21 protein-coding genes and 1 pseudogene are annotated in these 25,010 nt (G+C 43.9%); 17 read left to right on the top strand and 5 right to left on the bottom strand.

The window, feature by feature from the left end; genetic code table 11:
* Positions 1-30: 30 nt before the first annotated feature.
* Positions 31-243: a DUF3272 family protein gene (locus EAI95_RS03240; RefSeq protein WP_048690913.1), complete on the top strand. Its 213-nt coding sequence runs from the start codon at positions 31-33 to the stop codon at positions 241-243.
* A gap of 1,050 nt (positions 244-1,293) precedes the next feature.
* On the opposite strand, the gene birA is transcribed toward EAI95_RS03240, so the two are convergent.
* A complete protein-coding gene (gene birA / locus EAI95_RS03230; protein ID WP_129822176.1) occupies positions 1,294-2,235 on the bottom strand; it encodes a bifunctional biotin--[acetyl-CoA-carboxylase] ligase/biotin operon repressor BirA in 942 nt (313 codons plus the stop codon).
* Between the two features lie 29 nt (positions 2,236-2,264).
* Complete coding sequence (locus EAI95_RS03225) at positions 2,265-3,266, bottom strand: LacI family DNA-binding transcriptional regulator (RefSeq protein ID WP_129822175.1); 1,002 nt, start codon at positions 3,264-3,266, stop codon at positions 2,265-2,267.
* A gap of 141 nt (positions 3,267-3,407) precedes the next feature.
* Here EAI95_RS03225 and EAI95_RS03220 point away from each other — a divergent pair, with 141 nt between their 5' ends.
* From EAI95_RS03220 to EAI95_RS03180, 9 genes and pseudogenes are all read left to right on the top strand, one after another.
* Positions 3,408-4,574, top strand: coding sequence for a galactokinase (locus EAI95_RS03220; RefSeq protein WP_129822174.1), 1,167 nt, complete (start codon positions 3,408-3,410; stop codon positions 4,572-4,574).
* A gap of 9 nt (positions 4,575-4,583) precedes the next feature.
* Positions 4,584-5,243 carry an HAD family phosphatase gene (locus EAI95_RS03215; RefSeq protein WP_129822173.1) on the top strand — a complete coding sequence of 220 codons (660 nt, stop codon included), beginning with the start codon at positions 4,584-4,586 and terminating at the stop codon, positions 5,241-5,243.
* Positions 5,240-6,712 carry a UDP-glucose--hexose-1-phosphate uridylyltransferase gene (galT, locus tag EAI95_RS03210; RefSeq protein WP_129822172.1) on the top strand — a complete coding sequence of 491 codons (1,473 nt, stop codon included), beginning with the start codon at positions 5,240-5,242 and terminating at the stop codon, positions 6,710-6,712. The genes EAI95_RS03215 and galT overlap by 4 nt, the downstream gene beginning before the upstream one ends.
* Positions 6,713-6,776: 64 nt before the next feature.
* On the top strand, positions 6,777-7,775 hold the full coding sequence (galE, locus tag EAI95_RS03205; protein WP_129822171.1) for a UDP-glucose 4-epimerase GalE: 999 nt from the start codon (positions 6,777-6,779) through the stop codon (positions 7,773-7,775).
* A gap of 129 nt (positions 7,776-7,904) precedes the next feature.
* A complete protein-coding gene (locus EAI95_RS03200) occupies positions 7,905-8,489 on the top strand; it encodes a DUF1307 domain-containing protein (RefSeq protein ID WP_006596546.1) in 585 nt (194 codons plus the stop codon).
* Positions 8,490-8,775: 286 nt separating this feature from the next.
* The gene (locus EAI95_RS03195) at positions 8,776-9,924 is read left to right on the top strand and encodes a DUF4767 domain-containing protein (protein WP_129822170.1); all 1,149 of its coding nucleotides are present in this window, start codon (positions 8,776-8,778) and stop codon (positions 9,922-9,924) included.
* A gap of 171 nt (positions 9,925-10,095) precedes the next feature.
* Positions 10,096-10,824 carry an ABC transporter ATP-binding protein gene (locus tag EAI95_RS03190; RefSeq protein WP_129822169.1) on the top strand — a complete coding sequence of 243 codons (729 nt, stop codon included), beginning with the start codon at positions 10,096-10,098 and terminating at the stop codon, positions 10,822-10,824.
* The gene (locus EAI95_RS03185; protein WP_129822168.1) at positions 10,817-12,334 is read left to right on the top strand and encodes an ABC transporter permease/substrate-binding protein; all 1,518 of its coding nucleotides are present in this window, start codon (positions 10,817-10,819) and stop codon (positions 12,332-12,334) included. The genes EAI95_RS03190 and EAI95_RS03185 overlap by 8 nt, the downstream gene beginning before the upstream one ends.
* 226 nt (positions 12,335-12,560) lie before the next feature.
* Positions 12,561-13,498: pseudogene (locus EAI95_RS03180) on the top strand (AEC family transporter).
* Positions 13,499-13,546: 48 nt separating this feature from the next.
* Here EAI95_RS03180 and EAI95_RS03175 read toward each other — a convergent pair.
* Positions 13,547-13,879, bottom strand: a complete 333-nt coding sequence (locus EAI95_RS03175; protein WP_129822167.1) for a glucuronide permease — start codon at positions 13,877-13,879, stop codon at positions 13,547-13,549.
* 31 nt (positions 13,880-13,910) lie between these two features.
* Positions 13,911-14,456, bottom strand: a complete 546-nt coding sequence (locus tag EAI95_RS03170; protein WP_129822350.1) for a TetR/AcrR family transcriptional regulator — start codon at positions 14,454-14,456, stop codon at positions 13,911-13,913.
* A 136-nt stretch (positions 14,457-14,592) separates the two neighbouring features.
* On the opposite strand from EAI95_RS03170, the gene EAI95_RS03165 reads away from it, so the two are divergent.
* From EAI95_RS03165 to EAI95_RS03155, 3 genes are all read left to right on the top strand, one after another.
* On the top strand, positions 14,593-15,495 hold the full coding sequence (locus EAI95_RS03165) for a cation diffusion facilitator family transporter (RefSeq protein WP_129822166.1): 903 nt from the start codon (positions 14,593-14,595) through the stop codon (positions 15,493-15,495).
* A 112-nt stretch (positions 15,496-15,607) separates the two neighbouring features.
* The gene (gene hemH, locus EAI95_RS03160; RefSeq protein ID WP_129822165.1) at positions 15,608-16,702 is read left to right on the top strand and encodes a ferrochelatase; all 1,095 of its coding nucleotides are present in this window, start codon (positions 15,608-15,610) and stop codon (positions 16,700-16,702) included.
* Positions 16,703-16,791: 89 nt separating this feature from the next.
* A complete protein-coding gene (locus EAI95_RS03155) occupies positions 16,792-17,829 on the top strand; it encodes an alcohol dehydrogenase catalytic domain-containing protein (protein WP_129822164.1) in 1,038 nt (345 codons plus the stop codon).
* Positions 17,830-17,885: 56 nt separating this feature from the next.
* Here EAI95_RS03155 and EAI95_RS03150 read toward each other — a convergent pair whose 3' ends face one another.
* Positions 17,886-20,600 (bottom strand): DEAD/DEAH box helicase family protein, encoded by a 2,715-nt coding sequence (locus EAI95_RS03150; RefSeq protein WP_129822163.1) that lies wholly within the window; start codon positions 20,598-20,600, stop codon positions 17,886-17,888.
* Between the two features lie 156 nt (positions 20,601-20,756).
* Here EAI95_RS03150 and EAI95_RS03145 point away from each other — a divergent pair, with 156 nt between their 5' ends.
* From EAI95_RS03145 to EAI95_RS03130, 4 genes are all read left to right on the top strand, one after another.
* Positions 20,757-21,521 carry a nucleoside phosphorylase gene (locus EAI95_RS03145; protein WP_129822162.1) on the top strand — a complete coding sequence of 255 codons (765 nt, stop codon included), beginning with the start codon at positions 20,757-20,759 and terminating at the stop codon, positions 21,519-21,521.
* A gap of 31 nt (positions 21,522-21,552) precedes the next feature.
* Positions 21,553-22,935: a potassium transporter TrkG gene (locus tag EAI95_RS03140; protein WP_129822161.1), complete on the top strand. Its 1,383-nt coding sequence runs from the start codon at positions 21,553-21,555 to the stop codon at positions 22,933-22,935.
* 9 nt (positions 22,936-22,944) lie between these two features.
* The gene (locus EAI95_RS03135) at positions 22,945-23,613 is read left to right on the top strand and encodes a TrkA family potassium uptake protein (protein ID WP_129822160.1); all 669 of its coding nucleotides are present in this window, start codon (positions 22,945-22,947) and stop codon (positions 23,611-23,613) included.
* 405 nt (positions 23,614-24,018) lie between these two features.
* A complete protein-coding gene (locus EAI95_RS03130; RefSeq protein ID WP_129822349.1) occupies positions 24,019-24,783 on the top strand; it encodes a CPBP family intramembrane glutamic endopeptidase in 765 nt (254 codons plus the stop codon).
* Positions 24,784-25,010 lie beyond the last annotated feature (227 nt).

The following is a 25,010-nucleotide window of genomic DNA, read 5'->3' as shown; positions in this document are numbered from 1 at the left end:
TTTTTCAGAAAATCGTGGTAGAATAACAATATGAATAAACGTCAATTTTGGACTATGGCTATCTTTACAGCCTTTGAGACCTATTTTTTCAATGATGCAGTAATGAGAGAAAGCTACCTGGCAGCTATCTTCTGGGCTCTCTTGATACTGAGAAATTTGCAAGTCAGCTATATCTTAGGGAAATTGGTCGAAAGTATCGATCAACAGCTCAATCAGAAAAAACGAGATAAGTATAAAAAATAAGCACCCAGCGGTGCTTATTTTAGTTTGAATATAAAGTCTACTTAAAAACTTTCCTTAGGTGAGTACGGACGTCAGCGAACTTCGAAGAAGTTCCATGACTTAGTTTTGGACCTAAGGTTCCAAAACTCCCGAGTGCCTGAAACAATTGTGTTTCAGGCACTTTTCTCACAGCGGAAATTTTTTAATTTCCTTACATGACTCAAAAAATAGCAGTCATTTTTTGAAGAGTAAACTGACTACTTTATGTAATTAGGAGTTTGTCTGCTTTCTAAAATAAGTATCAAGAGGCACTTTTTTTAGAGTCTCTATAATTTCTGTAGTGGGTAAGCCAACGTCGGAATTATAGAGCCTATTTTGTTGTAGAAAAGGACTTAGTCCTGTGCAATACAGAACGAAATCCTTTGTGTCAATTCATTGTCTAACTTTTTGGGGTCAGTATACACCATGGGTCTTTTCTTTATGTTTATAATGCTTGAACTTTTAAGAACCTTAAGTATAGCATGCTGCTATCTAAAAAGTTAATTTTATAGAGTTTACTAAGATAGTTGCTGAGTTTTTATTTATCACTCCAACTTTATTATTATACCATAAAAATAATTAGAAAAACAGACTTGAATGATTTTGAAATTGGTGTATGATAAAGGTGTAAAAACTATAAAAATAGCCTGTTAGAAAGAGGGAAAAGAATGAATCAGGCTATATAAAATTGGTATTTAATGTTGTAAAACAAGAAAGGGTAAGGTAAAAAATGCAATTACATAAAAAAATTTTTATAGTGGCCTTGGTTTTATCCATTTGTATCTCACTTTATTTTCTTATCAATGAGTATAATATTTTAAACTTTCCGATTTTTGTGAGTGAATTTGAAGACACCACATTTAAATATTACATGTTTGTGAAGATTGGAATTGTATTATTATTTATCAAATTCTTACTGGATATATGCTTAGAGTATATCAAGAATTATTTTAAAAATTTTTGATATATCTTCACACAAAAGAGTCTGAGAAATGTTTTGTCTCAGACTCTTTTTTGAGCTGTTGGTCTGTTTTACAGGTCCCACTGTTTGAGGGAAATTTCGCCACTATTAAGCCAGCGTTCTTGGCCGTCCTCCAGTTGGACTAGTAGTTGTCCACTATCTGAGATATCCTTGGCCAGACCTTGGTAGCTGGTTTGATTTTGTTCGAAGCGGACTTCCTTACCTAGGACCAGTGAACGTTGCTTGTAGAGGTAGATCAGCTCCTCTTCTGGAGTGGTGAAAAATTCCTTCCAAATCTCAGCAATCAGTTCATTGCGGGAAATGGGAGGCTGGGCACCAAAGAGGGACCCTGCCTTGTCTTTCAGTTCCTTTGGAAAATCAGTGATGGAAAAATTGAGCCCCACACCAATAATGACATCTGTGATGAGGCCTGTTTCGATAGAACTGATGGCTTCAGTCAGAATGCCTCCAACTTTTTTCCCCTTGTAGTAGATGTCATTGACCCACTTGATATCGACATCCAGTAAGGCTAGACTTTTCAGAGCCTTATAGATAGCAGCTGCGACCATGAGGGTATAGGCAGGTGCTTGATCGAAAGGGAGGTTGGGCTTGAGGTGGAGAGACATGTAGATTCCCCCTTGAGAAGGACAGAAGTAGTCGCGCCCAAAACGCCCCTTACCAGCTGTTTGGAAAGGAGCTAGATACAGAGTAGCAGATTGGCCACCCGCTTCCATGGCATTCTTAGCGTCTAACTGGGTGGATTGGCACTGGGGATTATAGGAGACTGTCAATGGACAAAGGTCTTCGATGACTTGGGGGATTAGGAGGTCTCCAGAAAGGATCTTGTAGCCTCGATTTTTAACAGACTCAATCTCGATGCCTTCTTTTTCTAGACGCTGGATGGCCTTCCAGATAGAGGTGCGAGACAGGCCCATTTCCTGGGCTAGTTGCTCGCCGTTGACATAATCCTGGGCTTGGGCCAAAGTTTGGTATAAAATTTCGTGTGTTTTCATAGTATCTTATTTTCGAAAAGGATGGAAGATCATCCATTCTTGGTACTTTCTCTTAAGGTGAGTTTGGTTCCTAGCATGGTAAGGGTCGGTATTTCTCTCGGAGCTAGGACTTGTTTATTGAGGACGTCCATAGCGGTTCGTCCCATTTCTTCTGTAAAAACAGTGATGGTCGAGAGGGGAGGAAAGACTTGTTTGGCTAAACTGGTATCATTAAAGGAGATGAGTTGGATGTTATCAGGGACCTTGATGCCGGCTTCTTGAAAGGCGCGAAGAGCCCCAATTGCCAAACTATCACTGGCAGCAAAATAGGCATCTGGTAAGGGTGAGCCAGACTGAAGTTGAGAGGAAATGAGGTCATAGCCTGATTGAGCTGTAAAACTACTTGTGAGGATGAGTTCAGGGTGATACATGTTTCTTTCAATACAGTAGTTTCGATAAGCTCTACGCCGGGGATCGGGAATACTTTCCAATAGGTCGGTCGTTTTTTCCTCACCGGTTAAGAGACCAATTGTTTGACACCCTTGTTTTCTTAAATAGTGAAGAGCAGTCTGAACAGCATTTTCAAATTCAGTAGTGACACAAGGATGCCCTTGGTTGAGAGTGTTACTATCAACAAAAACCAGAGGCTTGGCTAGCTTTTCTAGTTCGATAATCTGTACCCTACTAAACTTTCCGATACAAAGGACCCCAACAATTTCCTCCCCTAATCGAAAAGGAATATCATTGAAATAGCGGAGGATGCCATAGTCGAGGTCCTGTGCTCTTTTTTCAATGCCTAAACGGATGTTGTAGTAGTAAAGGTCGTCCAGTTCTCCCTCTTCACTTTTCCATTGGATGATGACAATTTGTTGTTTTTCTTTCTTAAAGTTCCCACTTTTCTGATGTCTGGTGTAGCCTAGTTCGTCAGCAACGGTCAAAATTCTGTGGCGGGTTTCCTCCGTTACAGAAAGACTAGTATCTTGATTAAGCACACGTGAAACAGTGGCGATGGATACGTTAGCGAGACTGGCAATATCCTTTAATGTAGCCATAAGTTTTCTCCTTCTGTCTTCTAGTATATCATAGCTTTGGCCTGGTTAATGTATTTTACTAAAATTTTAGTAAATGAATTGATTTGCTTGATGAAAAGGGTTACACTAAAGATAAATAACTATATAAGTGAGGTAATCTCAATGAATACTCTAGAACTTCGGAACGCTTTTCAAACAGTCTTTGGAGCAGAAGCGGATCATACTTTCTTTTCACCAGGACGGATTAATCTGATCGGTGAACACACTGACTATAATGGTGGGCATGTCTTCCCAGCAGCCATCACACTTGGTACCTACGGAGCGGCAAGAAAGCGCGAGGATAAGGTCTTGCGTTTCTTCTCAGGAAACTTTGAAGACAAGGGGATCATTGAAGTTCCACTTGAAAATCTCCACTTTGAAAAAGAGCACAACTGGACCAACTATCCAAAAGGCGTGCTCCACTTCTTGCAAGAAGCGGGTCATGTCATTGATAGCGGTATGGATGTCTATGTTTATGGCAATATTCCAAATGGATCCGGTCTTTCTTCTTCAGCTTCCCTTGAGCTCTTGATTGGTGTCATCGCTGAGAAACTATATGATCTTCACTTAGATCGTCTAGATCTGGTCAAGATCGGAAAACAAACCGAAAATCACTTCATCGGAGTCAACTCTGGGATCATGGACCAATTTGCCATCGGTATGGGAGCTGATCAACGGGCTATTTATCTCGATACCAACACCCTAGAGTATGATCTGGTACCGCTGGACCTCAAAGACAATGTCGTAGTCATCATGAATACCAACAAACGCCGGGAATTAGCGGATTCAAAATACAATGAACGTCGTTCAGAATGTGAAACCGCCGTCTCTGAACTCCAAGAAAAATTGGATATCCAAACCTTAGGGGAACTGGATCTCTGGGCTTTTGATACCTACAGCTACTTGATCAAGGATGAAAATCGCATCAAACGAGCTCGCCATGCTGTACTTGAAAACCAACGGACCCTCCAAGCTCGTAAGGCACTTGAAGCAGGGGATTTGGAAGGCTTTGGCCGTCTCATGAATGCTTCCCACGTATCCTTGGAGCATGACTACGAAGTGACAGGTCTAGAATTGGATACCTTGGTGCATACAGCCTGGGAACAAGAAGGTGTCTTGGGCGCTCGTATGACAGGAGCAGGCTTTGGTGGTTGCGCCATCGCCCTTGTAAACAAAGATAAGGTTGAAGCCTTTAAAGAAGCTGTCGGCAACCGCTATGAAGAAGTCGTTGGCTATGCGCCAAGCTTTTATATTGCAGAAGTTGCGGCAGGGACACGAGTTTTAGACTAGGTGATAATAATGGAAGCTGTAATATTTGATTTAGATGGCTTATTAGCCGATACTGAAATCATTTCTCTAAAAGTTTATCAAGAATTACTTAGAGATTTTGGAATTCCTTTCACAGAAGAAACTTATTCTAGAGACTACAGTGGACATAGAGAAGAGGAGAATGTTCAACGATTTTTAGATACCTATGATTTACCTTGGAATTTCGAACAAACTCTGGCTAAAGTTTATGAATTAGAAGCTCGAATCTTAGCCCAAGGTGTTCATTTAAAAAAAGGTGCTAAAAATTTGCTTACTTTTTTGAAAACAGAGGACATTCCAATCGCCTTAGCAACTTCAAGTGTTGAATCTCGGGCTAGAATGATCTTGGATAGCAATGGGGTACTGTCCCTATTTGACCATTTAGTTTTTGCAAAAGATGTCAAACGAAGTAAACCTTACCCAGATATATTTTTAAAGACTTGTAGTGATTTGAATGCTTTACCAGAGAATTGCTTAGTACTAGAGGATAGTGAGGCAGGGATTGAAGCAGCCTATCGGGCTGGAATACCAGTCATATGTGTTCCAGATTTAAAAGTACCAGCACAGTCTTTCTTAACTAAAGCGGAACAAGTTTTCCAGGATTTAGATGCTGTCAGAGACTATTTAAAACGTAAGAAGGAGAATCAATGAATCAGGGAATTTTGGATGCATTTGTCACAGCCGTCATTGCGGCAAGTGACTACGAAGAGATGGATCGGATTTATCTAAAAAATCGCATCATGAGTCGCGTTGGAGAAGAAGGGCTAGACGCCCCAGCTCAAAAAGAAGACTTGATCGCACTCAAAGATCAGCTGGTAGAGATCGCTGTTGCAAATAGCAAGATCCAAGACAGCATGGCCGCCAAGGACAGCCTGGGTGCGGAATTGATGGATTGGATTACCCCTAGTCCTAGTCAAGTCAACCATCGCTTTTGGGAGACCTACCGTCAGTCTAAGGAAGACGCGATTGCGGATTTCTATGCCCTCTCGAAGCGCAATGATTACATCAAGGTCAAAGCCATTGCGCAAAATATTGCCTTTGAGACACAAACTCCCTACGGTTCTCTTGAAATCACCATCAATCTGTCAAAACCTGAAAAAGATCCTAAAGACATTGCAGCGGCCAAGCTTGCCAAAGCCAGTCATTATCCAGCCTGCCAATTGTGCTTTGAAAATGAAGGCTATCAAGGTCGCCTAGACCATCCAGCCCGGGCCAATCATCGGATTATCCGTTTTGACATGGACGGTCATGACTGGGGCTTTCAGTATTCCCCTTATGCCTACTTCAATGAACACTGCATTTTCCTCGATAGCCAGCATGTTCCCATGGCCATTAGTCGCAAGACTTTTGAGCGACTCTTGACCATTGTCGAGACTTTTCCAGGCTATTTTGCAGGGTCCAATGCAGACCTGCCCATTGTAGGGGGATCTATCCTGACTCATGATCATTACCAAGGCGGACGCCACACCTTCCCTATGGAGCTAGCTCCTGTGCAGGAAAGCTTTACCATTGAGGGCTTTGAGGCTGTATCGGTAGGAAGTGTTAATTGGCCCATGTCGGTTCTCCGTTTGCAATCAGATGACAAGGCGCAATTGATTGCCCTGGCAGACCATATCCTAACAGCCTGGCGAGGCTACTCGGATCCAGCCGTTCAAGTTTTAGCGGTATCCGATGGTCAGCCTCACCATACCATTACCCCCATTGCACGGATTCGTGATGGGCATTATGAATTGGACTTGGTGCTCCGTGACAACCAAACCTCACCAGAGCATCCAGATGGCATTTATCATCCACATGCGGATGTGCAACACATCAAAAAAGAAAATATCGGCCTGATCGAAGTCATGGGCCTGGCCATTTTGCCACCTCGCCTCAAGGAAGAGCTCAAGCAGGTTCAAGACTATTTGCTTGGACGTGAGAGCACAGTGGCAACCTACCACCAGGCTTGGGCAGATGATTTGAAAGCTACTCACCCAGCCATCACAGATGGAGCAGAGGCAGAAACCCTTGTCTGTGAATCGGTTGGCCAGATCTTTGCGCGAGTGCTGGAAGATGCCGGTGTCTACAAGCGAACCGCAGAAGGTCAAGCGGCCTTTAGACGCTTTGTTGCGACACTTTAAGTGTGGAGAAGCGGCAGAAATTTGGTACAATAAGAGAGAAGACAAAGAAGCGAAAGGAAAACAAATGGCAATACTCGTACTCGGAGGAGCTGGCTATATCGGTTCCCATATGGTGGACCGCTTGGTCAATGAAGGACAGGAAAAAGTCGTCGTGGTGGATAGTCTGGTCACAGGCCACCGTGCAGCGGTGCATCCAGATGCCGTCTTTTACCAAGGAGACCTGGCGGACCAAGACTTTATGCGCACTGTGTTTAAAGAACACGAAGATATCGATGCGGTCATCCACTTTGCGGCCTACTCACTGGTCGCTGAGTCTATGGCAGATCCATTGAAATATTTTGACAACAATACAGCAGGCATGGTCAAACTCTTGGAAGTCATGCATGAATGTGGGGTGCACTACATCGTCTTTTCTTCGACTGCTGCCACCTACGGCATTCCAGAAGAAATTCCGATTCTTGAAACCACTCCGCAAAAACCAATCAACCCTTATGGCGAAAGCAAGCTCATGATGGAAACCATCATGCGTTGGGCTGATCAAGCCTACGGCATCAAGTATGTGCCCCTTCGTTACTTTAATGTTGCGGGTGCTAAGCCTGACGGATCTATTGGGGAAGACCATGGACCAGAGACCCATCTCTTACCGATCGTCTTACAAGTGGCCCAAGGAAAACGCGAGAAGATCGCTATTTTTGGAGATGACTACCAGACACCAGATGGCACCAATGTTCGGGACTATGTCCATCCATTTGACTTGGCGGATGCCCATCTTTTAGCAGTGGAGTATCTGCGTAATGGCAACCCATCTACTGCCTTTAACCTGGGCTCGTCGACTGGATTCTCCAATCTTCAAATCGTAGAAGCAGCCCGCAAGGTGACGGGACATCCAATCCCTCTGGAGATTGCAGATCGTAGACCAGGAGATCCAGATACCCTGATCGCGTCATCTGAGAAGGCGCGTGCCATCCTCGGCTGGCAGCCAAAATTTGACAATATCGAAACCATTATCCAAACAGCCTGGGAATGGCATTCCAGCCACCCAGATGGCTACAATGATCGATAAGTAGGGGACTGCGAACATTATTTTTGAGACTTTTCTAATAACATCTAAAACGACAGTTGATCCTGCTAAATGACTCGTTTCAGATGTCAGTCATTTCCCTAACCATCATAAAAAAGTGAGGTATTCAAAATGAATAAAACCACAAAAATGTTAGCCGTCTTCTTGACAGCGGGTCTTCTTTTAGCTGGTTGCGCACAAAAAGAGAGTACAAAATCTACTAGTCCATCGTCCACTAAGGCGACTAGTAAAGCAACAAGCAAATCATCCGCTAAAGAGAAGACAAAAGAGTCATCAACGGATGAAAGCCAAAAAGAGGATGCACTAGCAGGTGCTCAAAAAACGGTTCTTGAATCGAGTGATGAAGCAGGTAAGTCCACTGTAACCTTGTATTACAAGGGAGATACCTTGTTAGTACAAGAAAAAGTTGATGATTACGACGTCTCAAAAGTTCCTGGTGAAAACCCTCTTGAATCCATGAAAGAAGCCGTTGCTAAGAGCCAAGAAATGTTCAAAGATTTGATGGGACAAGGATTTGAACTAACATCAGAATACAAAGATGGAATCTTTTATATCCGCAATACCATTGATTACACAAAAATCGATTTTAATAAATTAAAAGAAATCGTCCCAGGCTTTAATCCCCTAGATGACAAAACAGTTAGTTATTCAGTAACGAAAGAAAGTCTCATTAACAGTGGTATGGTCGAAAAATAATGTTTTGATATTCTAATCGGTCAGATTTTTCGCTTTGCTAAGGCTAGTGATGACCAAATCGTGAACAAGGATTATGTCTTCCAAGCAATAATGAAGTGGTCGCCTTGATCAAGCAACATATCGAAAGTCAGGACAATCTGGGTCGTCGAGAGCAAAAGGACCCAAATTAGATCAAAATGAAATGGAATAAGAAGGTTTTACACAAATCATCAGGTGTAGCCTTCTTTTTTGGTATAATATAAAGAGAAAAGTACAAATGTCAAGGATGGCACAAAAGGAGAAGCTTATGAAACGAAAAGAGAAGTTAGGAGCCTTTATTCTCTTACTAGCAGGACTTATTACGGTTGGTTGTAGCAAACGAACTCCTCGACATTCTAGTCAGTTGAATAACAGCGCGGAAACAACGACTTTATCATCTTCTAGTAAAAAGGTCACTAAAAAAGAAGTAAAAAAAGATTACAAGAAGTTGTACCAGCCTGTATTTGAGGATTATCAAAAGATTTTGACCTCGCCAAAGGATACAGCAAGCATCGCAAGTCTCTCTCAAAGTTTACATGCAACTGAGCGTCCAATCAATAGTTGGGCAATCGAAAATGCGGTTAACCAGGCAGATGAAATGCGTTATGCCTTTGCAGATTTAAATAACGATGGGATAGAGGAACTTCTGATTGCGGACCTAAATTTGAGTGGCAAATATTTCTTAACCGGTCTTTACTATTTGCAAGCCGGGAAACCTGTCCTTTTGGCAGAAGGGTTCGTGGCAGGTCATGGTGGAGCAAGAAATGCTACGCTTGTCTATAAAGGAGGAGAAGTCCTAGAGCTTAGCTGGTCTTCAGGAACGGGTCAAGGTTATGGAACTCTTTATCAGCTTAATGCCAAGCAAGAGCAAGCAACTATCCTCCAAGAAAAAGAGATTCAAATACAAGCAAATGATATTGCTGCTGATTTTGGAAAAAATGCATCGGATCAAATTGACTTAAGAGGCCTCGATTGGCAGGAATTTGAAGTTCCAAGTCGTTCATCTAAGTCAACAACTGAGCAAAAAGCACCATGGAATCTCAACAAATCTGCCAAGCTAGAAGCTTTTATAAAGGACTGGGTGGAAAGACTAGGACAGCCCAATTACCAAAAGGGGATCGTAGGAGGAGATGTTGGTCCTGACCACCTCTATACACTTAGGGATGATGGACCAAGTGAAAAAATGAATGCTGAGTACTCGGATACAGGTCTAGGAAATGCCCAGTACCGAATAGTAGAGTGTTATAGCAATTGGGATAAGTACCCGGATGTTCATAGTTACTTCTTTGCGATAACCAATACAGGAGAAGCGATTGTATTTCATTCACAGACGACTAATGGTGGGGTCATGTACTTAAAACCAACAGAAAATACAGAAATCCAAGCGGAGTTTAAACGTTTGGTAGAAGAAGAATAGTCCATCATAATGAAGAGTTTGGCCTTGGCCAAGCTCCTTTTCTTATATATGATTTCAAATCAAAATTGTTGACAGATGTAATATCTAGCATTACAATGTTATAATAATGATTACACTCTTATAAAAAGTGAGATAAGGATCTTAGCTTTTAAGGAGATGGTGAGGAAGAATATGATTGAATACAAAAATGTAGCCTTGCGCTACACGGATACAGACATTTTAAAAGACGTCAATCTCCGTATTGAAGATGGAGAATTTATGGTTCTTGTGGGACCTTCAGGATCTGGAAAAACCACCATGCTCAAGATGATCAATCGTCTTTTGGAGCCGACAGATGGCAATATTTATATGGACGGAAAACGCATCAAGGACTATGATGAACGAGAGTTACGTCTTTCTACTGGTTATGTTTTGCAGGCCATTGCTCTCTTTCCAAATCTAACTGTTGCGGAAAATATTGCTCTGATTCCTGAGATGAAGGGCTGGAGCAAGGAGCAAATCACCTCTAAAACCGAAGGACTTTTGGACAAGGTTGGTCTGCCTGCTGCAGAGTATGCAAATCGCAAGCTAAGCGAGTTATCGGGTGGGGAACAACAACGGATTGGCATTGTGCGGGCCATCATTGCAGAGCCAAAGATTCTATTGATGGATGAGCCCTTTTCAGCCTTGGATGCTATTTCACGCAAGCAGTTGCAGGCTCTCACCAAAGACTTGCACAAAGAATTTGGTATGACGACTATCTTCGTAACACATGATACAGATGAAGCCTTGAAATTAGGTGATCGGATTGCGGTGCTACAAGAAGGAGAGATTGTGCAGGTGGCGGATTCTGATACCATTCTAGCCCAACCAGCCAACGACTTTGTTGCGGATTTATTTGGAGGTGCTCACCATGTCTAAACTAGTTGCAACCTTTCAAGAACGCTTTGGAGACTGGCTCACTGCACTGGGGCAACATTTGCAACTGTCATTACTGACCTTGCTCCTTGCGATTTTTCTAGCTGTTCCACTGGCTATTTATTTAAGTAGTCGCAAGAGAGCCAGCAACTGGGTTTTACAGCTAGCTGGGATCTTCCAGACCATTCCTTCCATGGCCCTTTTGGGGCTCTTCATTCCCATCATGGGAATTGGAACACTTCCTGCCTTGACAGCTCTCGTTATCTATGCCATTTTCCCCATCCTTCAAAATACCATCACCGGTTTACAAGGGATTGACCCAAGCCTTGAAGAAGCGGGAATCGCCTTTGGGATGACCAAGTGGGAGCGACTCAAGAAGTTTGAGATTCCCTTGGCCATGCCCGTCATCATGTCTGGGATTCGGACAGCAGCTGTGATGATTATCGGGACGGCTACCCTAGCTGCCTTGATTGGAGCAGGGGGACTCGGTTCCTTTATCCTTCTGGGGATTGACCGCAATAATGCCAGTCTGATTTTGATCGGTGCCCTGTCTTCTGCCTTCTTAGCTATCGCCTTTAACCTTCTTCTTAAATGGATGGAAAAGGCCAAACTGCGGACCATCTTTGCGGCCTTTGCGGTCATGATCCTGGGATTGGGAGCTAGCTATACACCAAGTCTTCTTCCCAAACCGGAAAAAGAGAACCTAGTCATTGCTGGGAAGTTAGGACCAGAACCCGAAATTCTAGCTAACATGTATAAGATATTGATCGAGAAAAATACGGATATGACAGTGACGGTCAAACCGAATTTTGGAAAGACTACCTTCCTCTATGAAGCCCTGAAAAAAGGGGACATCGCTATCTATCCAGAGTTTACAGGGACCGTGACCGAAAGTCTCCTCAAGCCAGCACCACAAGTCGGTCATGATCCAGAAGCAGTCTACAAAGCTGCCCGAGATGGGATCAAGCGACAAGACGACCTAGCCTTGCTCAAACCCATGGCTTATCAGAATACCTATGCTGTCGCAGTGCCTAAGAAAATTGCCCAAGAGTATGGCCTCAAGACCATTTCCGACTTGAAAAAGGTGGAAGGGCAACTAAAGGCGGGCTTTACGCTAGAGTTTAACGACCGAGAGGATGGAAACAAGGGCTTGCAGAAGGTCTACGGTCTTCATCTACAAGTCTCCACCATGGAACCAGCCCTTCGCTACCAAGCTATCCAGTCTGGCGATATCCAGATAACAGATGCTTACTCAACAGATGCCGAGCTGGCTCGCTATGACCTGGTGGTCCTTGAAGATGACAAGCAACTCTTCCCACCTTATCAAGGGGCGCCCCTCATGAAAACTGCATTGCTCGAAAAACACCCTGAGTTGGAAGCTGTTCTCAATAAGTTGGCTGGTAAAATCACAGAGAAACAAATGAGCCAGATGAATTACCAAGTCGGAGTAGAAGGCAAGTCAGCTAATCAAGTGGCACGTGATTTTTTGATTCAGGAAGGGATCATCAAGTAATAATGCGAATTTTAAATTGAAAAAAACTTTATTTAAGTTACTTACCTAGGATTTCTCTATGAACCTGATCTATTTAATGCTTAAAGGTTACTAAGAAGGAGAAAAACGGATTACCAAAAACTCATTAGAGGTGGGGCATTTTGTCCCACCTCTTTTTGTGATATACTAGAATAGTTTTTGAGACTTGTAGAAAAACTGTCATTTCAAAAAAGTAAGAGGAGAGAACATGGACATCTTTTTGAGGAGCATATCAGGGATTCTCGTTATCCTGGGCATGATTTTAGTGGGCTTTGTCATCGGTGAAAAGGTTGGTTTGATGACAAGTCACGTGGCCTACTCGCTAAACTGGTCACTCAAGTTGCTCTTCCCTGCTATATGCTCTACACCATCACGCAGCGCTTCACAGCAGCAGATCTACTTAAAATGTTGCCAGCCTTGCGGTTTCCTGCCCTGTCTATGGTTATTTTGCTTGGCATCGCGACAGGAGTAGCTAGGATCTTTGCGGTGAAACAGGACCGTCGTGGCCTCTTTATTTCCATGTTTTTTAACTCCAATACCATTTTCGTTGGGCTCCCTATTAACCAAGCCCTCTTTGGAGATGCCAGCATTCCCTATGTTTTGATCTATTACATGTGTAATACGACCTTTTTCTGGACTTTGGGAACATACCTCATACAGCGCGATGGTGAGGGAGAAGCACAGTTTGATCTCAAAACTAGTCTGAAAAAAGTCTTTTCTCCGCCCCTGATGGGATTTATCTTGGGGCTAGTCATGGTGATGCTGCATATCAAGCTGCCAGCCTTTATAGCCAGTGATTTGCAGTATCTGGGTAATTTAACGACCCCCTTGTCTATGATATTCATCGGTTTGTCAGTGTCTCATATAGGTGTGAAGCAGTTTGTTCTGGGAAAAGATCATCTATTGATTCTACTAGGTCGCTTCCTGGTTGCCCCTCTCTTGATGGCGACCATCGTCTACTGGGCCCCTCTTCCAAGCTTGATGAAGCAAGTCTTTATCATCCAGTCTGCCATGCCTGTGATGACCAATGCGCCAGTTGTTGCCAGACTCTACGGAGCTGATAGTGATTATGCAGCAGTCATGGTGACAGAGACGACCCTTGCAACCATGGTGGTGATCCCTATTCTCATGCTGTTGATGGGCTAATAAATAGAAAATACAAAAGCTCAAGTTTTCAAAAAACTTGAGCTTTTCTTATATGAGAGCTAATAAAAGCGTAATCACCAGAGCGATGCTCATCCGAATCAGGTGGTAGGCTGGGTGGAAGTTTCCTTTGTGTTTTCCATTCCAATAGGCCCCGTAGCAAATCAAACCACAGCCAATCATCCAAAGAACTAGAGCGACAATCGGTAAAAAGAAGTAGAGGATGAGAGAAAAGGTCGCAAGGCAACTTCCGATGAATAGAAGTCGATTTCCTAGAGTATTCTTGCCCTTTCTTAATTCTGAAAGGCTGGCCAATAAATGAAGGAGGGGAAAGGCAAGGGCTAAGAATGCTGTAAAAATACCAAGAAGAATAAGGAGGTTCATAAGATTTCCTTTCTAGCTAGAAAAATGATGTTTATTCTTGTTTAGCTGTCATTTCCATAACATCTAAATAGAAGCTAACAACTTCTTGCTCGTTATAAGCTTTCCCTTTCCTCAACCACCAGGTCAGGGTTTCGATGAAGTTAGTAACGACAAAGTGCTTGAGGTAAGAAGTTGGAATCCTAGGATGAGCTGTTTTTAAATCATCTGCCACCATAGGAAAGATATGGGCTTCTAATTCCTTATGAAGTTGACGGAGAAAGTAATCATTTTTGGAGAGAAGGAGGCTGGTCACGTGGTCTTGATTTTCTCGGAAATGGAGAAAGATGTGAGCCAGGTAGTCTTCTGCAGCTAGGTGTGCCTCTCTCTCAAACAAGTGATGGAATAGGTAGTGGCAGAGTTCGTCAAGCAAGAGTTCCTTGCTTTCATAATGACTGTAAAAGGTAGATCGCCCAACATCTGCCCGATCAATAATATCTTGAACAGTCGTCGCTTGGTAACCTTTACTATTTAACAGTTCTAAGAAGGCTGTATAGATCGCTTTTTTTGTTTTAGCAATCCGCCGGTCGGTTTGACTCATATAGACAATTCGAACAAACTGTTCGGTAACGTACACAAAGAACGGTTTGCTTCTATCCTTTCTAAATAGAGTAGGAGATAATACTAGTGAGAGAATCATCTATTCCCATTATACCATATATTAAAGGAGGTCAAAAATGAGTTCTAAATTTGCTGTTTGGTTAGCTTTTGTCTTAAATTTTAGCTTTGCCATCATCGAATTTATCTTTGGCGGTCTCTTTGGCTCCAGTGCAATCTTAGCGGATGCTGTCCATGACTTGGGAGATGCCTTGGCTATTGGTATCTCAGCTTTTCTCGAAAGTATTTCCAATCGAGAGGAGGACAGCCACTATACCCTGGGCTACAAGCGCTTTAGCCTCTTGGGGGCCATCCTGACAGCAGTCATCCTCATAACAGGCTCTAGTCTAGTCATTCTAGAAAATATCAGCAAGCTTATCGAGCCTCAGCCGGTGGATCATGAGGGGATGCTTTGGTTGGGAGTCATTGCGATTGCCATAAATCTAACAGCCAGTCTCATCGTCCGTAAGGGGCAGACTAAGAATGAATCCATCCTGAGTCTCCATTTCCTTGAGGATACACTAGGTTGGTTGGCAGTGATTGTCGTCGCCATCATCTTGCGCTACACTGATTGGTACTTCCTCGATCCCCTCTTATCTCTTTTAATTTCTGCGTTCATCTTGTCCAAAGCCCTTCCACGTTTTTGGAGTACGCTCAAGATTTTCCTCGATGCTGTGCCAGAAGGAGTGGATATCCAGAAGATCAAGAGTGATTTGGAGCAGTTGGACCATGTGACTAGTATCAATCAGCTCAATCTCTGGACCATGGATGGCCTGGAAAAAAACGCCATTGTCCATGTTTGTTTAGAGCATGTCAAGCATATGGAAGGCTGTAAAGAGTCTATCCGCACCTTGCTTAAAGACTGTGGCTTTCAAAACGTCACCATTGAGGTAGATGAAGACTTGGCAACCCACCGTGCTCACAAGCGCAAGATCGAAGAGCTGGAAGCCAGTCAAAGTCATGGACATAATCATCATCATTAAGAATCGTTATGCAAACTCTTAGAGCTCAGAGCTAAGAGTTTTTTTGATACCAAGTCCCCTAAAGTAAGCCTTTTCATGGTAAAATAGAACAAACATGGAACAAGGAGTAGTTATGAGTAAAAGAGCTGTGTTGATGATGACCTTTGGGTCGCCAGAAGAGATTACCTACGAAGGAGTAGCAGAGTTTTTCACGAATATACGCCGTGGGGTTCGTCCTGAACCACATGAAATTCAGACTTTATATGACAATTACGTCCGAATCGGTGGAACGCCGCTCCAAAGGATAACTAGAGAAGAAGTGGACTTGGTTGCTACTGCTCTTGGAAATCAAGCGTCGGTATACTTTGCCAACAAATTTTCCCGCCCTTTCATCACAGATGTGATCAAAGAAATGGAGTTAGATGGAATTAAAGAGTGTTTGTGTTTGATTCTAGAGCCCCATTATTCCTACTATTCTGTCATGGGTTATGAAAAATTTCTAGAAAGTGAGCAGATAAAGTTCCAAATCATCAAGGACTGGTACCGCGAACCTGACCTACTCCACTATTGGGCTGATGAGATCCAAAAGATTGTAGATCAAATTGGAGACGACAGTTATAAGGTGATTTTTTCAGCCCACAGTGTCCCAGTTTTGGCACTAGATTTTGGTGACCCTTATATCGACCAGATTTATGACAATAGTCGCATGATTGCAGAGATTTTAGGGCTTGAAGAGGAGCAGTACACCAATACTTGGCAGAGTGAGAGTGATATAGGTATTCCTTGGATTAAGCCAGATGTCTTAGAATACCTGCGAGATGAGAGGGAGCATCCTGACCACTATATTTTTGTTCCGATTGCCTTTATTAGTGAGCATATTGAAGTTCTTTTTGATAATGATGTGGAGTGTCAGGAGCTATGTCAGGAGCTCGGAGTGGCTTATCATCGACCTCCTATGCCAAATAGCGATTCACGACTGATTAAAGCCCTTCTGTCAACCATTCAGTCTCATATAGATGGTGACTATAGTGACTATCAACCTCAGCTAGAGACTTTTGATGAGTTGGAAGCTCCTTCAAGTACAGGTCAGATTTTGGAAGCAGAAAAAGATATTCAAATGCCCGATTTTGTCAGAAAATTGATTGATAAGAAAGGCCGCGATAATGTCAAAATGCCCTATTTGATTAAGAAAATGCTAGAAAAGAAGTATGGAAAAAAATATGATTAAAAGATGGAGTTTTAAATCAGGAAGTGGGCTAGAGCTCGATAAAAAGTGTATACTATAGGTAGGTAAGCAATAGAAAGTAGGTTGTTCCTATGAAGAAAACAGTCTATACAAAAGCTGGGCAAGTGGGTCTAGTAGAAGTAGAACGTCCACACATCGAAGAACCGGATGATGTTATTCTCCGCATCGTCCGAACATGTGTCTGTGGATCCGATCTCTGGAGCTACCGCAATCCAGATATTGAAGCGGGGCACCAAAATAGTGGCCACGAGGCTATTGGGGTTGTCGAAGAAATCGGTGAGGCCATTACCACGGTCAAACCAGGAGACTTTGTCATCGCGCCTTTCACCCATGGCTGTGGGGAGTGTGATGCCTGTCGTGCAGGCTATGATGGGACGTGTGACCGCCATATCGGCACTAACTGGTCTGATGGGGTTCAAGCAGAGTACATGCGCTTCGAGTATGCTAACTGGGCTCTTGTCAAGATTCCTGGGCAACCATCAGATTATACAGAAGCCATGCTCAAATCCTTCTTGACGTTAGCGGATGTCATGCCAACCGGTTACCATGTGGCGCGTGTAGCAGACGTGAAGCCTGGTGACAAAGTAGTGGTCATCGGGGACGGTGCCGTTGGTCAATGTGCGGTTATCGCAGCCAAGATGCGTGGTGCATCGCAAATCGTCCTTATGAGCCGTCACCAAGATCGTCAACAAATGGCTTTGGAATTTGGTGCGACAGCAGTCGTAGCGGAGCGTGGCGAAGAAGGCATTGCCAAGGTCCGTGAAATCCTCGGAGGAGGAGCAGATGCGGCTCTTGAATGTGTCGGTACCGCAGCAGCTGTTGATCAGGCCCTTGGGGTTCTTCACAATGGTGGACGTTTAGGTTTTGTCGGTGTTCCTCACTACAATAACCGTGCTCTTGGTTCGACCTTTGCGCAAAATATTTCTGTTGCAGGAGGCGCTGCTTCCGTGACAACTTATGACAAACAGTTCTTGCTGAAAGCAGTGCTTGACGGCGATATCAATCCAGGACGCGTCTTTACCCATAGCTATAGCTTGGACGAGATTGATCAAGCTTATAAAGACATGGATGAACGCAAGACCATTAAGGCTATGATTGTCATTGAGTAATGAAAAAATTCTAGTAGAGGTTGTCTACTAGAATTTTTTTGTAGTGAAATCAGTTCTTATTTCAAATCCGACATCACTTGTTTCTTGGTGAAGGTGCGCTCTTGTTTGTTAGCCAAGGCCTTGATGCGTGCATCTAAAAGAACAGCACGGCCTTCGGCGCTTCTGGTATAGACGAGGTCATACTTACCTAGGCTCTTTCGGATTTGCTCGACAAAGGCTTGGGCCTCCTCTTTTCGCTTATCAAAGAGGCTTGGCACGGCGAAGTATTCTGTCTGGTCGGATACTTTTTCCTGAGCTTTTAGGATGTAACGCTGGTTTTCAATCGGTGCGAAAAATTCGATCATGGTTTGCGAGAAGAGTTCTTTCTCTCGCATGGTTCCGCCCTTCATATAGATCAGCGTGTTGATGGCATCCTTCCTATCTCGGACCACTTGGATGCGGGTCTCCTGGGTTTGAATCTGGCCAGAAGCTAATAAGGCTTGACGGACAGCTTCTCCAAATACTTCCATGCGTTTATAAGGACTCTTATAGAGGTAGTAGCGTAGCCAAGCAAGGAGTGCGAGAACAGCTAAGACGAATAGAAGAATAAGAGAAACAGTGTTCCTTCCACCTCTATGTGAGTAGTAAATAAGGTTGGCGAAAGCATCGGTCAAAGCAGCAGCCGTCAGCCAGCGAGCTAGCTTTCTGGCATCAAAAAATAGGGCCAGAGGCAGGAAGTGTTTATCCACTTGGACCTCGTTTGCAATCTCCATATTCTCAAGAATCGGAAGAGCTTTTTGCCAGTCATCCCGAAGTTCTTGACGATGAGTGGAGCGCTCTAAGGACTCTTCGTTGAGTTTCTGTAACTGTTTTTTAGTATAGCGGATATTGTCAAAGGATAGACGTTCGATTCCGGATTCGATAAAGGGTTCCTTGTAGTGGAGGCCTAAAAATTGCTTCATCCGTCTCTCTAAAAGCTCTAGATCAGGACTGTATTCTTTCAGTTGATCAGTGATGGCTTCGATCTCTTCCTTTTCAAGATCTGACTTTTCATACCATTTCTTTGAGGAAAGATTGATGGAGACCAGATGCCAGATGTTACTGGTCTTGTCTGGATCCTCAGGCCACACTCGGATGGCACGGCCTCGCATTTGGTTGCTGAGCATAAAGCTACCGACAAAGCTCGCTAGGATCAGGGAGTTGACACAAGGAGCATCCCAGCCTTCTCCTAGAAGAGACTTGGTTCCAATCACGACTTGGATGAGTCCCTCTTGAAAGAGCTGAGTCACAGCTGTCACCAAATCATGTTGAGAACCAACCAAGCGAATCTTGAGAAAGTCATCAGGAGATAATTGGCCGACATTTTGGTAAGTCAGTCGATTCGCTCCTAGAAGCTCTTCTAGTTTTGGCTTAGCAACTGTTGGGATGATGACGATAGTACCTGTTAAGACAGCGATGGCAGGAGGGGTCGTTAGCTCTATGCTTTCCCTGCGAATGGATTCAAAATACGAGAGAACTCCCAACTGAGTGAATTGGGCGTCCGTGTCCCCTAGATGAACTTCAAAGTCTTGGCGAATATAGTCTGTTAAAACCAGTTGGCGCAGTTGGCTTCCAAGAGCCTGGTATTCCGCCTTGAAAATCTCTCGAACCGCATTGAGTTTTCCAAGGGATTGGTTCAGCAGGAGGTCTTGTTTTTTGTTGCGGACCAGTTTGACTTGTTTTCGATCGATTAAGCTAGCTGCTTTTAATTCATGGAGGAGTTGCTTTTCGTATTCTTCTGGTAGATTGTACCAGTGGGGAACCTGAAAGAGCAGGCCTTGCAGAAGAGTTTCAAGCCAGTCCATGGTGAAGGCAGGTAGTTTTTTAGCTCCTAAAAGGTCCTGAAAACGGTTGGGAAAGGCGATTCCCTTGCTCCGAAGAAAGATCAGGGTAGCAGAGAGATACTTGGGCTCATTGAGCAATTCATCATCACTAATCTGACCAGATAAGGCCTGACAGGATTGCAGGTGTTGGCAAAAGAGGGGATCGGAAGTCAATTGTTGTAAGAGAGCATTCTTTTGTTGGCTAAAGGCGTCCAACTGAGCCTGCTCTTCCTTGGTTGGAAAGGCAAAGTAGACATAGTCTTGGTGGGGACAAAGGGTCTCTTCCTTTACCAATTCGGGAACCGTGATTTCCTCATCAATCTCCCCACACATGCGGATATAGCGTTCCCAAAGAGTAGGGTCCCCTTCATAGGGAGGGGTAGCAGTGAGGGAGATCATCTTTAAGTCAGGGAAGGCTTGGCGAAAGGCTTCCAAACTCTTCCACCATTCATTGCGCAGGTGGTGACACTCATCTAAACAGAGGGTTCCAAGTGAGATTTCTTTGAAAGTAGAAAAGATGTCAAAGCCTTTGAAATCAAATGTTTCAATCTCTGCCTGGTCATCGGTATCTTCAGCTTGCGATTGACCGACGATTTGGTTCATGGCACTGTGTAGGGCTTGATAGGTAGCCACTGTAATCAGCTTAGGATGTTTAAGATTCTGAGAGATCAATTGCTCCGCTTGGCTTTCATCTTTCAAGAATGCTTGGATAATCCGGTCGACCCATTGTTGACGAATGGTGACCGTAGGTGCCAAGATCAGGGTTGGTTGCCCAAAGCGTCGGATGAATTCAATTCCTAGGGTTGTTTTTCCAGAGCCAGGAGCTGCTACCAAATGCAGGTGGCCATCCGCCATAAAAGCCTCACTCTTATCGAGAACGCGTTTTTGATAGTGTCTCCATTGTCCTGTAAAAGCTAGTTCTTGTAACATTGTTTTCCTCCCTTGTACTGTCCCCATTATATCATAGTTGAAGGTATTCATTAGAAAGGGAGTTACTATGGAAGAAAAATAGTCCTTTTTGCTATCTCTTCTTGACACCGGCTAGATAGACTTATATAATGTTACAAACAAGTTTGGAGGCAACAGATGATCCATAAACATGAAATTCCTATTTTAGAGTTTGACGACAACCCACAGGCAGTCATTATGCCGACCCATGAGGGGTTAGACCTGCATTTGCCTGATAAATGCGTTTATGCTTTCTTAGAGGATGAGATTGACCGCTTTGCCAAAGTTGCTGGAGCCAAACAAGTAGCTAGCTTTGTCTCAGCTACCAAGACCTATCCGGTTTATGTCATGGAGCACCAAGGAGAGGAAATCTGCTTGGCTCAAGCGCCAGTTGGATCTGCAGCAGCAGCCCAATTCATGGATTGGTTGATCGGCTATGGGGTGAAGAAGATCATTTCGGCAGGAAGCTGTGGCGTCTTGGTGGACATGGAAGAAAATGCCTTCTTGATCCCGACCAAGGCCTTGCGAGATGAGGGAGCTAGTTACCATTATGTAGCGCCTTCCCGTTATATCGAAGTGGATAGGCGAGCACTGACCGCTATTGAAACGGTCTTGAAAGGAAAAGAAATTCCTTATCAAGAGGTCATGACCTGGTCGACGGACGGATTTTATAGAGAAACGCCTGATAAGGTCGCCTATCGCATCGAAGAAGGGTGTAGTGTGGTGGAGATGGAGTGTGCCTCTCTTGCTGCAGTGGCCCAGCTTCGTGGGGCGGTTTGGGGCTTGCTCCTATTTACCGCAGATTCTCTTGCCGACCTGGAAAATTATGATCAGCGTGACTGGGGATCTGAGGCATTTGAGAAGGCCTTAGAATTATGCCTAGAAATGATTCATCACTTGTGAGTCCAATCCACTTTTATGATACAATGAAGCTATGTTAGTCAAATCATTTTTTAAACAGTGGCAGTCCAAGATCAAAGGTCTGTCTCCGGCAAGGCGGATCTTTTTCAGCTTTGCCTTGGTTATCATAATCGGCTCGCTCTTACTGAGTCTGCCTTTTGTCCAGCAAGCAAGCTCAACAGCAGGCTATGTCGACCATCTTTTTACAGCGGTATCCATGGTCTGTGTGACAGGGCTTTTTACCCAGTCGGTGGCTTCGACCTATAATGGTTGGGGGCAATTGATCTGTATGCTTTTGATCCAGATCGGAGGCCTAGGTATCTTGACCTTTATCGGTCTCTTCTTTATGGAGAGCCGACAAAAGCTCAGTTACAAGGACCGGCAGACCATCCGGGACAGTTTTAGCTTTAGGAATAACCAGAGCTTGGCCCGTTTTGTGCGCTCCATCTTCATTACTACCTTTACCATCGAAGGGTTGGGAGCCTTGTTCCTCATGACCCGCTTTATCCCTCGCTTCGGCTGGGGCCATGGAATCTTTAACTCTATCTTTGTCGCGGTTTCCGCCTTTTGTAATGCGGGCTTTGATAATTTTGGGGGCGATAGCATGATGAGTTTCCAGACTGATTGGCTGGTCAACCTAACCTTGTCTGCCCTAATTATCACAGGCGGTTTGGGCTTTATGGTTTGGTTTGACCTCGCTTCAAAGACTCGTAACCAATCCGGACGACGGACTCTTCGCTTTCACACCAAGGTGGTTCTCTGGTTAACAGCTGCGATTCTCCTCTTTGGGACAGTAACCAGTCTCTTGACCGAGTTTGATAATCCAGCAACCATTGGGTCTCTGCCATTGGGAGAGAAGGTCTTGGTCAGCTTTTTCCAGACCGTCAGCATGCGGACAGCCGGTTTTGCCTCCTTAGATTATACAGCAGTCCGGCCAGTGACACTCTTTATCTATCTCTTGCAGATGTTTCTAGGTGGAGCACCAGGCGGGACAGCAGGAGGGATGAAAATTACGACCTTCCTGGTTTTAGTTCTTTTGGCTCGCAAGGAACTGCTCGGGTTGCCACATACCAATTTAGGAAAACGAACGATCGCGCCAGACATTGTTCAACGTTCCTTTGGGACGGCGGTGATTTTCCAGTTGACCTTCTTACTGGGTCTATTAGGAATCTGTTTGGTGACGCCGGATGGCCAACGCTTTATCTATTTGGTCTTTGAGGTGGTATCAGCTTTAGCGACAGTCGGAGTGACGGCTAATGTGACCTCAACCTTAAATGGAGCAGGGCTTAGTATCATCATGATTCTCATGTTTATCGGTCGGATCGGTCCCTTGACCCTCATGGTCAGCTTGAACAATTACAAAGCCAAGAAGGCAGACGCCTTGCAGTATGCCAAGGCAGACATCATTATCGGATAGGAGAGACTTATGGCAAATCGAACTATTGGAATTCTGGGCTTAGGGATTTTTGGACAGAGTGTCTTAAAAACCCTGCAGGACCAGGATGTGGATATCATTGCAATTGACGATCATGCAGATGTGATCAACCAATATGAATCTATGATTACAACTGGAATCGTTGGAGACATTACGGAAATGGACCTATTGGATGCGGCAGATATTGGGAACTGCGACACAGTCGTGATTGCGACAGGTGAAAACCTGGAGTCCAGTGTCCTAGCTGTCATGCACTGTAAGGCACTTGGTGTTGAGCGAGTCATTGCCAAGGTCAAGAATGAAGTGACCAAGGACGTTCTTGAGAAGATTGGGGCCGATTTGGTTATTTTACCTGAGGTGGAAGCTGGGATGTCTCTGGCCAAGATGATCCTCTTCCAACACGGGATTGAAGTTTTCCAGTTGGATGAAGCAGTGGTGGTGGCTGAGTTCACGGTTCCAGCTAGCTGGGTAGGAAAAAGCCTTCAAGACTTGGCGGTCAGAGAAGAGTACCATCTCAATATTATTGGTTATCGAGATGCGGAAAGCCAACCACTTCAAATTCAGCTTCATCCTGACTTTATCTGGCCAGAAGGGGTACGCGTGATGGCAGTGACAGACAACCAGTATCTAGATAGAATCCAAGACCTCTTAGAGGAATAGAAATAAAGAAACGACCAACTGGTCGTTTTTATATAGACAAACTGTTCTATACATAAATTAACCTAGATTATTCTTCAAAGAAATCAACGATTTCTTATTTTAAAGTCTTTTCAATATAGATTAAAACTTTCCGCCGTGAGAAAAGTGCCTGAAACTCAATTGTTTCAGGCACTCGGGAGTTTTGAAACATTAGGTTCAAAACTAAGTCATGGAACTTCGTAGAAGTTCCATGACGTCCGTACTCACATAAGGAAAGTTATTAATAAAATTTATCTTTATATTGTAATAACAGCAAATTATTTATAACAATTTTATTACTAGCTAAGAATTAAAGTTTCTTTAAGCCTATTCTTTTATAGTAGAACTATCAAAAATACTTCCAATGTGGGAATAGAAGGATGAATGATGAAAATTCTTAAGTTTATACGTCCAGAAAAGCCTTTGAAAGAGCTCAAATGGTATGATATCGCTATTGTTACCGCCATTATGTTTGGGCAGTTTATTGTCTGGTCGACGCAATACTTTATAGCAAGCTTTCAGCCGGTTGCTCAAGCCGTTAGCCCAGCCACGGAAACAGCTACCAATACTGCCACGGATGGAGCAACATACTCCAGCAACTTCACCTTGCAGATCATCTTATTAGCCCTTGCCTTGGCTTACTTGCTTCTCCGGAATTTCGATTTTAAACAGCTGCCGATTCGCTTCAAATGGTCTGTCCTCTTTTGGGTACCCTTTATCTTTGCCATCGTCGGTTTGTTTGGGGATATCGTGACGACGGTGAGCGGAGAGTATGATTACTTCAATGTTAATCTCCTTGCTTATATCGATCCTATGCAGATTATTCACAAGTTCTTGGCGCTCAGTCCCATGGCGATTGCTTATGCCTTGCTCAATGGTTTCTACGAAGAGTTCTTCTTCTTAGGAGTCATGACATCTGTTAATCAGAAGTACAAGTGGTGGGCACTGGCTTATTCGACCTTGATTCGGATTTCCTTCCATACCTACCAAGGTTTGCTTTGGGCAGTGGTCATCGGTGTCATCTATGGACTCTTCTATTATGTCCTCTACAAGAAGGTAATCAAGAACCTCTTGCCATTCTTCCTCATGCATGCTTTGGCAGATATGTTTGGCTCTAGCATACTCTATCTTTTGATCAATTGGGGAAGCTAAAAAAATAGTTGAAAAGAGAGTGGGACAGAAATCGGTAATTCGTTAGAATTCGATTTCGTCGTCCCACCTCCGCACAGTTGAGTAGGGCTGTAAAAGCTGATGAAATCAGCGTAGTAGAGCCCACTCAACAACTGCGTCTTGCTCGATAATCCAAAGACAATTGAGAGGCTAGGACTTTTGTCCCAGCCTCTTTTTTATCTGCTTTGAAACTCCTGAATGATGGGAAA

Source organism: Streptococcus sp. bf_0095 (genome assembly GCF_004166885.1).
Lineage (GTDB): Bacteria > Bacillota > Bacilli > Lactobacillales > Streptococcaceae > Streptococcus.
Note: the sequence above shows the minus strand (reverse complement) of the source record. Positions and strands in the feature narration are given on the sequence as shown.